The organism is Gordonia paraffinivorans (assembly GCF_900683595.1).
Taxonomy (GTDB): Bacteria; Actinomycetota; Actinomycetes; order Mycobacteriales; family Mycobacteriaceae; genus Gordonia; species Gordonia paraffinivorans.
Map to the genome: position 1 here is coordinate 1,030,219 of NZ_CAACYD010000006.1, position 11,505 is coordinate 1,041,723.

15 protein-coding genes and 1 pseudogene are annotated in these 11,505 nt (G+C 63.3%); 12 read left to right on the plus strand and 4 right to left on the minus strand.

What is annotated here, in order from left to right:
- Window positions 1-343: 343 nt before the first annotated feature.
- Window positions 344-1,063, plus strand: a complete 720-nt coding sequence (locus tag E1P53_RS11640) for a hypothetical protein (RefSeq protein ID WP_131734386.1) — start codon at window positions 344-346, stop codon at window positions 1,061-1,063.
- A gap of 168 nt (window positions 1,064-1,231) precedes the next feature.
- On the plus strand, window positions 1,232-1,486 hold the full coding sequence (locus tag E1P53_RS11645; protein ID WP_131734387.1) for a hypothetical protein: 255 nt from the start codon (window positions 1,232-1,234) through the stop codon (window positions 1,484-1,486).
- A gap of 176 nt (window positions 1,487-1,662) precedes the next feature.
- On the opposite strand, the gene E1P53_RS20755 is transcribed toward E1P53_RS11645, so the two are convergent.
- Window positions 1,663-2,130, minus strand: a complete 468-nt coding sequence (locus E1P53_RS20755) for a hypothetical protein (RefSeq protein ID WP_244941165.1) — start codon at window positions 2,128-2,130, stop codon at window positions 1,663-1,665.
- Between the two features lie 324 nt (window positions 2,131-2,454).
- Between E1P53_RS20755 and E1P53_RS11655 the strand changes: the two genes are divergently transcribed.
- The 7 genes and pseudogenes from E1P53_RS11655 to E1P53_RS11685 form a co-directional block, all read left to right on the plus strand.
- Entirely contained in the window at window positions 2,455-3,066 is a 612-nt protein-coding gene (locus E1P53_RS11655) for an MspA family porin (RefSeq protein WP_230825345.1), read from the plus strand.
- Window positions 3,067-3,368: 302 nt separating this feature from the next.
- Window positions 3,369-3,848 carry a M78 family metallopeptidase domain-containing protein gene (locus tag E1P53_RS11660; protein WP_230825343.1) on the plus strand — a complete coding sequence of 160 codons (480 nt, stop codon included), beginning with the start codon at window positions 3,369-3,371 and terminating at the stop codon, window positions 3,846-3,848.
- Between the two features lie 240 nt (window positions 3,849-4,088).
- Complete coding sequence (locus E1P53_RS11665) at window positions 4,089-4,529, plus strand: hypothetical protein (RefSeq protein ID WP_230825340.1); 441 nt, start codon at window positions 4,089-4,091, stop codon at window positions 4,527-4,529.
- Window positions 4,530-4,855: 326 nt separating this feature from the next.
- Window positions 4,856-5,515 carry an MspA family porin gene (locus E1P53_RS11670; protein ID WP_131734389.1) on the plus strand — a complete coding sequence of 220 codons (660 nt, stop codon included), beginning with the start codon at window positions 4,856-4,858 and terminating at the stop codon, window positions 5,513-5,515.
- Window positions 5,516-5,856: 341 nt separating this feature from the next.
- Entirely contained in the window at window positions 5,857-6,579 is a 723-nt protein-coding gene (locus tag E1P53_RS11675; RefSeq protein WP_131734390.1) for a hypothetical protein, read from the plus strand.
- Between the two features lie 92 nt (window positions 6,580-6,671).
- Window positions 6,672-7,589 carry a PA domain-containing protein gene (locus tag E1P53_RS11680; protein ID WP_131734391.1) on the plus strand — a complete coding sequence of 306 codons (918 nt, stop codon included), beginning with the start codon at window positions 6,672-6,674 and terminating at the stop codon, window positions 7,587-7,589.
- Window positions 7,590-7,689: 100 nt separating this feature from the next.
- Window positions 7,690-8,170: pseudogene (locus tag E1P53_RS11685) on the plus strand (transposase); the annotation flags it as partial.
- A gap of 298 nt (window positions 8,171-8,468) precedes the next feature.
- Here the strand turns inward: E1P53_RS11685 and E1P53_RS11690 are convergent.
- Together E1P53_RS11690 and E1P53_RS11695 are read right to left on the minus strand one after the other, a co-directional pair.
- Window positions 8,469-8,837 (minus strand): hypothetical protein, encoded by a 369-nt coding sequence (locus tag E1P53_RS11690; RefSeq protein WP_131734393.1) that lies wholly within the window; start codon window positions 8,835-8,837, stop codon window positions 8,469-8,471.
- 221 nt (window positions 8,838-9,058) lie between these two features.
- Window positions 9,059-9,682 (minus strand): SMI1/KNR4 family protein, encoded by a 624-nt coding sequence (locus E1P53_RS11695; protein ID WP_131734394.1) that lies wholly within the window; start codon window positions 9,680-9,682, stop codon window positions 9,059-9,061.
- Window positions 9,683-9,886: 204 nt separating this feature from the next.
- On the opposite strand from E1P53_RS11695, the gene E1P53_RS11700 reads away from it, so the two are divergent.
- Entirely contained in the window at window positions 9,887-10,264 is a 378-nt protein-coding gene (locus E1P53_RS11700; RefSeq protein WP_131734395.1) for a hypothetical protein, read from the plus strand.
- A gap of 61 nt (window positions 10,265-10,325) precedes the next feature.
- On the opposite strand, the gene E1P53_RS11705 is transcribed toward E1P53_RS11700, so the two are convergent.
- On the minus strand, window positions 10,326-10,760 hold the full coding sequence (locus E1P53_RS11705) for a hypothetical protein (RefSeq protein ID WP_131734396.1): 435 nt from the start codon (window positions 10,758-10,760) through the stop codon (window positions 10,326-10,328).
- Between the two features lie 83 nt (window positions 10,761-10,843).
- Here E1P53_RS11705 and E1P53_RS11710 point away from each other — a divergent pair, with 83 nt between their 5' ends.
- Entirely contained in the window at window positions 10,844-11,248 is a 405-nt protein-coding gene (locus E1P53_RS11710) for a four-helix bundle copper-binding protein (protein WP_131734397.1), read from the plus strand.
- 43 nt (window positions 11,249-11,291) lie between these two features.
- Window positions 11,292-11,501 carry a hypothetical protein gene (locus tag E1P53_RS11715; RefSeq protein WP_131734398.1) on the plus strand — a complete coding sequence of 70 codons (210 nt, stop codon included), beginning with the start codon at window positions 11,292-11,294 and terminating at the stop codon, window positions 11,499-11,501.
- Window positions 11,502-11,505: the final 4 nt, after the last annotated feature.

Below are 11,505 nucleotides of genomic sequence, written 5' to 3' on the forward strand. Positions count from 1 at the left end.
CGATTTCGGTGAAGGGAGCACTGATCGAAGCCATCGGCACAAACGGCGCCATACCAGGATGGTCAGTCCCGTGGCAGGTCCGTAGGCGGACAGCTTGCCCGCGGAGCCGGGAGATCCCTGGGACCGTTCGGCGCCGGGCTCGGAACCCTCATGGACGCATCAGACCCCAACACTTCCGCGGGAAAGCGGCTGCCATCAACTTCGGATCCTGGGTTGCAGGTGCTTTGGTCAGCTATGGAGCCGTGGCACTCTTCAGTGTCGCATTCGGACCCGCTGCGGCGCTTGGCATCGGAACAGGTCTCATCGCCTATGGCCTCGTACGAGCGCGCTGGAACTGATGGTCGTGTCCAGCACTGAACAGAATCCGTGGCACGGCAGACGTCCATGGGGCATTTACGCGATGATCCTACTTGTCGCCGTATTGGCAGTCGGCGCGCTCATGGAAGCTCTTCGTGCGGCCGAAGAACAGTCATGGCGGCTATCCGCCGGCGCTGCCTGCGGGGCGGTCATGCTGGGCACATTCGTGCTCGCCGCCCTAATAGGCGCGACTCATGCGCGTCCATCGAGACCAGTTTATTCCGTTGATCCGCAACGGATACCGCAAAGCCAGTGGTCCGTTAACGTCTACCTCCTGCTACTACCCATGGGCGTAGCCGCGGCTCCGGCCATCGGCTTGCTCGGAGCCGACCTCTACCCGGAACTGTCTCCGTGGCACAGATTCCTGATGTTCGTCGGCGTCCTTGTCGGCGTTGCGACACCATTCCTGCTTCTCTGGTATGCGCGTAAGGCGCTGCGATCCGGCGCGCACTTGTCTCTGCTCGACGACGGCCTTCGGGTCCATACGCCGGTCGGTAAGCACTACTTCATCACCAAAGCCCAACTCTCCCAGTCGCATGTCACGGTCAGGGGTGGCCTGCAGGTAGTGATTCACCCTCCGCCTGACGGATCCCGCGCGGTCACGATCGCCCTCATGAACTACGGCCCCACACCAGCCTCGGTGCTCCGCGTTCTCGTCCCGTACCTCGTCGATAACGGTGCGCACGTTCGCAGCACCTGGCTCTGACTGAGAAGCGGGCAAGTGATGCTAGTGATCGGGATCGTTCTTACCGGCTTGGGGCTCGCGCTCCTCGCCTGTCGCCCCACAAGCGACACCTCGGGATGCTTCGACGAATCCGGGACCCTGAAAACGCCAAGAACGCTCTCCTGGTCACTAGCCGTCTGAGGAACACGAATGACGCTGGCGTCGGCATGGCTGGCCTTCGGCGACAAAGCCGCCGTCGGCGGCGACATTTCACTGTCCCGGTGGCCATCGACTCCGTGGATCATTGTCGGCACTCTGGGTGTGATCTTCTTTGGGGCGACAGCACTCATCGGTATCGCCGTATCGCTGTTCAACCCAAGCCACCGGACTCTCCCCGAAGAACTCGAGCCAATTCTCAGAGCCCGTTGGCAACACGACAGCTGGACAGAAGGAGACTCAGCGTAGCCGGGATCGCTGTAGCGCTCGGTGACAGCTGCGATAGTCACCGGTGACCGGTTTGGCGATCTTCCATAGTCGTGAGATGAACATTCACCCACTGACCACTCCCCCGCCGAGAATATGCAGAAGTCGAATATGCAGGGTTACCAATATAAGGTACAGCCCGTCCTGGCGAGTTTCGATTACTCGTCCCGCCGCCGGGTGGCGAGGATGGTAATGAGGGCCTGGATGGTGGTGCGGTGAGGTTCGGGTAGTGCGTTGATGTCGGCGGCGAGCCTCAGCAGCTGAGGCCAGGCGGCATTCGCGGCCTGCACCCGTTGTGCCATCGACTGATCTTGGTGTTGGTGGTGGAACTCTCGGGTGAAGAACTCGATATCGACCCCGAACCCGTCGGCGACCGCGGCGATGATGCCGAAGCCGGGTTCGACCGCCCGCCCGCGCCGCAGCGACGAGAGCATCGGCTCTTTCAACCGCCCCGGACGGGACTGATTGGCGCGGCCACACACCTCCCGCCCAGTCAACGGCACACCCGGCACCGACCCGGGCGTGTGCTCGAACAACGCGTTGACCAGCGCCGCCCACGACAACCCCTCACCCGCAACATCGTCGGCGTCGCCGCCGGGGTCAGCGCCCACCGCCTCCTCCGCCACCTACTTCACTCCCTCTCTCGCTGCTCGCCAGCACAACGCTGCGCCACCATCGATCAGCACCGCAATGTTGCATCGATCACAACCAAGAGTTATCGATAGTGAATGTCGGACTGGTGTGATCCACTCTTGTGTTCAAGATAGCGAAGCACGGATACGGCAATGTTTATGCTCAGGGACGGTACGCGGAACAGCGTGCGTCGACGCGTGGTCACGGGAGTGGCAGCGGCCGCAGTCGCGGTCGGTCTGGCCGCCGGGGTCGGTACAGCGGCGCCGGCCACGTTTCCTGACCATCAGGTGTCGAGGACCACCGCCGACGGATGGCGGGTGACTGCCATCAAAGCCGACGAGAAGGTCCGCAGCGTCGCACCCCTCAACCAATCACCCTGGACCGGTGAAGGATTCCTGTCACTACGCGGCGAAGGACGCATCACCGGCGCCGGTCGCGTCGCAGTCTCCGCGGGCACCGTCAGATCTGGTTTCCAGATCGGCTGCAACACCGACGTCACCTCCGGCCTGACCCTCGGCATCACCGCCGGCCCCACCGCCCAAGTGTCGATCTCCTGGCCACCAGCATTGATCGTCGGTGCTCAAGCCAGCGGCAACATCTCCACCACCTTGAAGCCCGGCACCATCGCCGACATCCCCTTCGGCACCAAGAAACTCGCCGGACCTTCTGCCGGGCTATCGGCGGATGGTGTTCACGTCAAAGTCGACGGTTGCCTCGGCCCCGTCGCCGTACGCGCCTACACCACCGTCGCTATCGCCACACCCACCAACGACAACACCGTCAACGCCGACGGAAAGCCCCACTACCTATCAGCGTCATATGACACAGAATGCGGCGCGGCGCCGTGGCGTCGGTCGGATGGGCCTGCTTGTGCTGGCCGGGTTGGCTGCCAGCACTCTCGCGCTGACGGGCTTGCCGACGACGAGTAGTGCACCGGCACATGCTGATGCGTTGTGTGATCAGATGCGCGCACAGTACGGCGCGAACTGGCCCTGCGTCAACGTTCCGACCTACTCCCCGCCGCCCACGCAGAACACCCCACCACCCACGACTGGCGGCAACACTCCCGGCTCTACCGGCGGCCCCGTGCTTGCCGGCAACCCCCGGGCCCGGCCCCGGCGAGGGCAACGGCACCCCCATTGTCCCGGTCCCAGGCCAGCAACCTCTTCCGCAATCGGGCACACCGAGGGCCGACCCGCCCACCCCCGCGACCGCCGAACAGCCGCAGCCGGTGCCTGAGATTCCTGGTCGGGTCAATGTCGATCAGAACGGTGAACCAGCCGCCCCAACTCGCAGCATCGAGGGCCAGGCGCGTCCCGCCGTCGAGATCCCCGGCGACCAGGCTACCTACGACATCGTGTCGAAATCGCCCACGCTGCAGTCCCAATGGAAGCAGATCAAGAACGACTGGCGGGTTGAGTACCGCGACGGTGAGGGTTCCTACACCAGTTACCGAGACATGTTGGTTGTCATCCAGAAGGGCTCGCCAACAGCTCAGGCGCAAGTGATCGCGCACGAGTTCGGGCATGCGGTGTACCCGCTGGAGATCGACCGTTCCTCCAAAGAGTCCTGCATCAACTCTCAGCTCGACAACGAAGGCGCAGCAACCTTCAACAACATCAAGATTCAGCGTGAGATCATCGCGAATGGCGGCCCTGATATCGGGATCGCCGTGTGGGAACGAGGCCGGGTTCAACCGCATCTACGATGAGTATCTTGGCAGCGGACGCAGCGACGCTGACTACAAGTCAGCGATCCGCAAGATGGGTGCCTACTACGGCGAGAACCTGAATCCCTCAACCGATCCTGAACTGAACTACCGCCAGTACTACGAGAAGGGCTGCAGCTGATGGCACGCGCACGATCACGATCGACGATGATGGCCACAGCGCTGACTGCCGTCGGAGCAGCAATTGTGGTCGCGACCAGCGCGTGCGGAGGAGGAGACACCGTGAGCAACGCCAGCACCCCTAAGATGCCCGCCAATCCCACGGTGTGGCAGTTCATCGACACTGCCACCGCCCACATGCCCTTGACCCAGGAATCCACCTCCAAGCTGCTGGATACCCCCGCCGAGCAGGTTCTGTCCCAACGTTGGGAAACCGAACCCATCACCCTGGGCACACACCTGAAAAACGTCGCCTCCACCATCTTCTACACCGACGACCAACAGTGGGAACGCACCTACTTGAAGTTCACCCCCGACACCTGCATCACCCTCGACGGACTCAAAGCCGAGTACCCCGACGTTGTCCTTGAGCGAATGGCCTCCGGCCACTCATCAAAGGAAGTCAGTGAGTACGGCGCAACCCGTGAGAAGACGCACTACATCTTCACAATCGAAGCCGGTAGCGGTTGCCTCACCGGAGTGGATTTGTCTCCGAAGTCGTAGCGGCCGATCCGGTCCACCCCCACAGGGATCAGATCCCTGTGGGGGTGGAGCACTTCGCGGAGTCGCGAGAATCTCTCATCTGTTTCGAGAAACCAACGGCGAAGTGCGAGAACAGAGGCGCTGAGCCGTATCTCCTGACCGGATACCGCTCAGGACAGGTGCTCGACCTCCCCGCCGGCGGTCCCTACCCCGTTGTACTCGGTCGTGAACGACCGACGCTTCCGCGAGATGTGAACATCGCGATCGTGGCTATCACAACAACCTGAAGGCCCACGTTGCACAGCGAGTTCTGGCGCCGCTCAGTGCTGTGGGTGTAAGGGGTCGGGATGCTTGTTCGTGGTTTGATCTTCGTGTCGTCGGTGTGTATTGCGTTGGCGACGTTGATATCTGATGCTGGGGTGAGTTCGGCTGCGCCGACGCCGTTGGCGACGAAGTACGACTCGCTGGTCACCGATGATGGTTGGAAGATCGAGTTGCGCGCCAGCGAGTTGGCCGTCAACCCGATGAGCAATATCGCCAACAGCTTTGCCTCACGTGAGGGTTGGGTGTCGGCACGGGTCGGTGCCCTGATCACCCCGGCGAAGGGGCGCCAACCGTCCCAGCCGGTGCAGTCGGCGATCCTCGAGCAGTTCCTCGTCGTCGGGTGCCAGGTCGATGTCAGCGACGGGGCGACGTTTGGGTTCGGTTCGTCGATCGGTCCGAACGCGAACGTCACGATCAGCGGCGTCCCCGGCGTGACGGTCGGTGGGTCGGCGTCGGTGAGCCCGTCGATCTCGGCCAAGCTCAAGCCGGGACGAATCACCGAGATCTCGTTGGGCAAGAAGACATTACAGACAAATCGTGCCTCGATCCGCGCGAAGCGGGTCCATGTGAGGGTGGATGGCTGCGCGGGTCCGACGACGGTGCGCGTGATTGTGCGGTTCTCGGCGTCGACGCCGACCGCTGACGACACGATCAACATCCACTCCGCCCGTATGTGGCTCTAATTAGCAGACGTCGATCGGGGGATCGGGACATGAGCGATGTTTGTCTGAGGAGCGCGTTCGGGCGCAGGAGAACCCCAGCGGTCGCATCAATCGTTGTGCTCGCAGTGCTGGCTGTGCTGGCCACATTGCTGGTGCCGGCTGACCCGGCGAGCGCGGAAACCCCAGCTGAGCGGTGTGCGCGTGAGACGGCCGCTTACAACAGTGCGTGGGCGCAGACTTGGGCGGCATCCAATGGCCGTCCGGCCTCGGAGGCGCCGCCACCGCCGGTCCCGTACGTCTGCCACGATCCGGGGCCGACAACGACCACGACTTCGCAGCCCCCGGTGGTGACTGCACCGACGGTGCCCAGCGACACCAACGTGCCCGACGGGCCGGGCCCCAATATGGGAGCCCACGCGCCCACTGACATCCCACTTCCCGGCTCGACGCCAATCGTGCCGATACCTACGGCCGGGGCTCGCGACCTGGGTGGTGACGGCGATCGGGAGGGTGGCGACCCGCGCCGGACTGACCCGTCTCGTGAGCGGCCTATTCCCGACCTCGGTTCGTTCCGGCACAACGTGGATGACGACTACGACACCAACGAGATCGTCGGCGGCCCATGGGAAGACACGTGCGGCAACAAGGTTCCGCTGCGGCGTGGATATTGGAATGGAAAGCGTGGCCGCGGCTGGGACAAGATCTACCACTACCACAAGATGACGAACATGGACGTTGTCCAAGAGACGATCGAATCCAACTGCGGCGAGCATGATCAGAATGACACCCGTGGCCGGACCTTGATCTATCGACAAGACTTCTACCGCCAGGAGTGCTCGTATCTGACACCCGGAACGCTCATCTGTGAGAAGAAGCCACCACCAGTCACCTATCGTGCCGTCGTCCAGATGTCGGACACGCTGCCGAACGGCGATAAGATCCCTGGCGGCGCGTCCGGTGTCACCACGGCGTACTGCGAGGGATACGTAGAGTGCCCGGGTTGGATGTCATCGCCCAAACAGATCGATAAGGTGAGCGGCATACCGTTGAATGGAAATGATGGTGGGGATGCGCCGGTCGCATGACATGAAATCTCCGACGTGCTTCGTGACGGAGGCAATCGAACTGGGCTTATCTGCATACCGGGGGGCCGACGGTGACCAATGAGGTTTCTCCGGTGGCAGCTGCGGTTGTGCGTATTGCTGCGGTTTCGGGGCCGAGCACGCGGGATGTCATTCTGCTTGCCTGCTGGTCGCACGGACCGCTCCTCTTCGTCGTCTTCCGCTCGAAAGTTCTGCCGAACCCCGGCCAGCCGGTGGGCATCGTTTGCGACCTCAGGCAGTTGCCAACTGAGGACGTGGACGCTGCTGCCTTTCACGTGCTGGCATTCGAAATGGTCGAACCGCACCACTACCCGCTTGTCTTTTCGGACAGGGCAGGTGCCATACGATGGCGTGCCGCGCTGGACACGGAGCTGGGCGATCAGACGGTCGGCTTCTTAGAAACTGTTGGAACCGTGAGAGATCTAGGGGAGTTCATGCGTAAGTCGACTGCCATGAGAACATCGATAGCAGTTGCCTTCGTTGCTTCAACAGTTTTGGCTGGGTGCGGCGGCACGCCAGATGCTGGCGAGGTCACTAACGGCGCCGCATCGCCTTCGTCGTCGCTACCGGCTCCGACGAAGTATGAGTATGTGGCCTCCGCGGTCGATGCCATGGTCGATGGTGCGCCGGTCCAGCTGAGACCCTTCCCGTTTTCCATCGGTGCTAATGCGGTTGAGGCGCGGCTATCGTCGGCACTGGGCGACGGGTGCACCGAGAACGGCTCAGACGTCAAGGGCCAGTGGGTTGTCTTGCCGCGCGGTGGCTGCACATTCGAGCGAAAGTACGAAAACGCTCGGCGTGCCGGTGCCTCGGGCCTCGTGATCACCTCGTCTGACCCGCTTCCAGATGGGCGCTGGCAGACTCCGCCGATCGATCTGACAACCATCCCCATGCTCGTAACCGACGACCAAGACTCCGTGCGCCGTCTCGTGAACGGGGCTTCTGTAACTGTGAGTTTCGACGCTTCGGTCAAACAATCACCTGCCGAATGATGTGAATTCTCGGCGGACACAAAGTTGGGGCCTGACCCCCGGTTCTTGGACACGCTGAATCCAGCACTTGGTGCTGGGGAAGCGAGATGATCCGAGAACCATGGCCAGGAAGAACTACTCCGAAGAGTTCCGTCGTCAGGCCGTCGACTTGTACGAGTCCACCCCGGGCGCGGCGCTGAAGGGCATCGCCGCCGATTTGGGGGTCGCGCGGGGCACCCTGAAGCACTGGGTGGACCAGTACGGCACGGGCAAGAAGACCGCACCCGACGGCACCACGATCCCGCGTCTCACGAGTCCGGGCGGGACACCGCCGCCGGACGGACCGGAGACGCCCGAGCAGGAGCTGGCCCGGCTCCGGGCGCGGGTGCGTGAGCTCGAGGTCGAGACCACCAAGCTCTCCACCGAGCGCGAGATCCCCTCCAGCGGGTGGCCAAGTATTTCGCCGGGGAGACGAACTGGTGAGTCGCTTCCAGTTCGTCGCCGACAACTCCACCACCTTCGAGGTGAAGCGACTGTGTGAGCTCGTCGAGATCGAACGCTCTTCCTACTACGCGTGGGTCAAGGCCGCTCCCGGGCGTGATGGCACATAGGAGCCTGACATGACCACCCAGAGTGTCGTCCGCCACATCCCAAGCACTGTCCTTCGAGCGGCCCGACCGCGACATTCGAGCCCACTCGCCGGCTCTCTTCGGGCCATTTCGGACCACAGGCCCGCGCGAACAGGCAGACACGCCGCTGCCGATATGGCGAATGGGGTGAGCGCGGTAGTAACCCCTGTCGAAGTAGACATGCAGTGCTTGACATGCAAGCTACTGCTAACCCACGCTTGGAGCGTGCCACTCACAAGACTGCCGCCAGAATGCCATCCGGAATGTGCACCTATGGCGATGGCATCTTCTTGAGCCAGAGCTCGGCCGCCGACACGAGCTCCGTTTCGCTGTCAGGGTTGCCACTGATCTTGAGTCGATATTTCCCTGCGCGAACCCACATCTCGGCGTTGACCACTCGACCATCCAGCGTTTCGATATAAGAAACCGCCTCGTCACCGAGGTCAGGAATGTCCCGCACCACGCGTGTTGTGAGCCGCCCATCGTCGGCACGAACCGGATGCGCCGCCATCCCACGCAATCTGGGCACAACGTGCGCGCCGAGCGTATCTCCCGGATCAGGAATGACCGTCAAGTACACAAACCGCGGCCCCTCTGGTGGCGTTGAGAACTCGACCCAGCAAACGACTTGCTCGGCCATGGGGTCACGCCTGGATGTAACCACGGGCTCATCCCGTACTCCCGTGGCCGCTGCGTATTCCGCGCCAGTCGGACACTGAACATCTGGCGGGATGGCATCACTGCTGGTCGCCTGGGACGTTGCGTCTGGTGACGGCGAGCCGCCGTCACCACATCCTGTCGCCATCAACAGGATTATGCCGACGCACGCCCATGCGAGCGAGTGTGGCAAGCGCCGGGGTCTCATGCTCGCTCCTGCTCTTGAGAAGAGTCGTAATGACCTGCGAGTTGTTCGATGTTCAATCGAAGGCTGGTTTGTAACGCTTGCTTTAGCGTCTGATCTGGCACCGGGTCAAGACCTACGTCGTAGACCGGACGGGGGAGATCAAGGGGGTCGGTCGCCGGGGTGGAATGGATCTCCGAACGTGTGCCGTATGCCACCATGATCGGAATCAGGCGGTGCGGATCAACATGCAGGCTGGTTGGCCACGAATCTCTCGGCCAGGACTCCCAATACGCATCGCGAAGCTCGACTCGCTTGGTCCAGTCGGGGCCGCCGAGTTCCTCGCACGAAAGGAGTGAGAACTCGCCGTCGAGTCGGTCGCATCCGTTCGTGTGCTGCAAGAGCTCCCGGACGTGCACATCGAGGCGCTCCCCGAGTCGTCCCTCGGCTTCGGCGATCTGAGCGGGCGTCGCTGGCGGACGCAGCGATGGCAAGCTGCCGTTCTCAAGCGGAGCTAGCAGCCCCAACTTCATGAGGTGCCGGGTCGACTCGATCAGTGCTGCGAGGAGACCGGCCCAGTCATCAGGCACATGCGTTCCGGCGTCGAGTGTCACGTCACGCCCCCCTGCGGAATCGGTGTACATCGGCCATCGGTCCAACGTCCAGGATAGAATTTCCGGACTCGATACCCATTCGGGTAGTCCCTGGACTGTGTACCGCGTCGACCGAGCTGTTTGCCGATAGGTCCATCCCCATAAATTCGGGACCCATACCGAACTCGGCAACCGATATGCCGAGATGGTTTACAAGGAGTGCGAGCAGACGCTAGGGAAAGGATGGTGGCGGTGATGCGGATCACTGCACGAGCAAGCCGGGACGGAAAGTTCTGGCTCGTCTACGTCCCCGAGGTTGACCAATACACGCAGGGCTGCAACTTGAAGGAGGCCCGCCTCATGGCGCGCGACCTAGCCGCGTCCCTGCGAGGAGTACCGCTCGCCGAGATCGAACTGGCACAGTTCACCGTCGAACTACCCGGTGAAGTTCGCTCCCACCTCTCACGCGCCGGCGAACTACGGAAGCGCGCACAGGAGGCGAACCGGGCAGCGGCCGAAGAGGTCCGGGTGGCCGCCCGCCAACTACGCGACAGCGGCCTCACCGTCCGGGACATCGGTGACGCGTTGGACGTGTCATACCAGCGTGCGCACCAATTGGTGACAGCGGACTGAGGGCTACGGCTGCCGTCCAGGGCGGTCTGGAGGCCGGACACGTCGCTGATCCCCACGGGGTCTAGGTGGCGGGCACCACATCCACTGACGCCTCGCGCACGGCGCCGCTGACGTAGCCGATCTCGACCCGCGCCGCCCACACGTCGAGCTGGTCCCCGTCGGCGAGGGTGACCCCCGAGACCGGGACGCTACGGGCGTTGCTGTGGTTCGCCGTCACGACGCTGCCCACATCGATGCCGTTGAGCTTCAACGTCAGCCGGACGCCGCCGAAGATGCTGCCCGAGCCGCCCACCGCCAGCGTGATGTCCGCGAGGCCGCCGCCGGCCACGATCATCGTGTCCGAGACGGCCATCGCCGGGTGCGTGGCATCGGAGGTGAACGGCACCTTGACCACCGAGGCCCCCGGGTCGCCGATGTTGGCCGTCTGGTTCATCTTCTGCCGGGCGAGATTCGCCGCCCGCCGCATGGCGCGGAACCTGTTCGCGGGTAACGCCATCCACCCGGCGTCGGCCGCAGTTTGTCTCCGGGCCACACCGGCAGGTCGTTTGGACCGCGCTGCCCACGGGTAGTCGGCGCCCCATGACCACCGTCAGCGAGTTGCTCCAGTCCCATCCGCAGCGCGACGACATCGACATCGACGTTCTCTCCGAGTGCATCGAGGCGTGCAGCGCGTGCACGCAGGCGTGTATCGCGTGCGTCGACGCATGCCTGGGAGAACGCGACGTCGACGCTCTTATCGAGTGCATCCGCACCGATCTGGACTGCGCCGACCTGTGCACGGTCACCGAGCACGTGCTGTTGCGCATGACCCATGCGAACGTCGCCGTCGTGCGCGAGACCCTCGAGGCCTGCGCGGTCGCCTGCAAGACGTGTGCCGACGAATGCGCGCAGCACGCCGAGATGCATCAGCACTGCCGCACCTGCGCCGACGCGTGTCGGCGCTGCGAGGCGGCTTGCAACCGTCTGCTCGAGATCCTCGGCTGACCGCCGGCGAACCACCCCCACCCCCGAACAGAGGAGAACCGCAATGGCCCGCTACCGCGTCCTGGACTCGAACGAGAACGTCGTCGAGGAGAAGGAATTCGACGACGCCACCGGCGCATACGACTGGTTCAAGACCGTCGCCGCTCCCGATGACAGCCTCGGCACCGTCATGCAGGTCCACGACCAGGGCGGATGGAAGAACTTCGAGGTGTCCGACGGCGGTACGAACCCGAATCCCTCCGCCGACGCCTGAGTCA

Excerpts from the sequence above, each read along its gene's own strand:
- E1P53_RS11645 (WP_131734387.1), top strand. The coding sequence starts at position 1,232 with ATGACGCTGGCGTCGGCATGGCTGGCCTTCGGCGACAAAGCCGCCGTC.
- E1P53_RS11670 (WP_131734389.1), top strand. The coding sequence starts at position 4,856 with ATGCTTGTTCGTGGTTTGATCTTCGTGTCGTCGGTGTGTATTGCGTTG.
- E1P53_RS11690 (WP_131734393.1), bottom strand. The coding sequence starts at position 8,837 with ATGGCCGAGCAAGTCGTTTGCTGGGTCGAGTTCTCAACGCCACCAGAG.
- E1P53_RS11695 (WP_131734394.1), bottom strand. The coding sequence starts at position 9,682 with ATGTACACCGATTCCGCAGGGGGGCGTGACGTGACACTCGACGCCGGA.
- E1P53_RS11700 (WP_131734395.1), top strand. The coding sequence starts at position 9,887 with ATGCGGATCACTGCACGAGCAAGCCGGGACGGAAAGTTCTGGCTCGTC.
- E1P53_RS11705 (WP_131734396.1), bottom strand. The coding sequence starts at position 10,760 with ATGGCGTTACCCGCGAACAGGTTCCGCGCCATGCGGCGGGCGGCGAAT.
- E1P53_RS11710 (WP_131734397.1), top strand. The coding sequence starts at position 10,844 with ATGACCACCGTCAGCGAGTTGCTCCAGTCCCATCCGCAGCGCGACGAC.
- E1P53_RS11715 (WP_131734398.1), top strand. The coding sequence starts at position 11,292 with ATGGCCCGCTACCGCGTCCTGGACTCGAACGAGAACGTCGTCGAGGAG.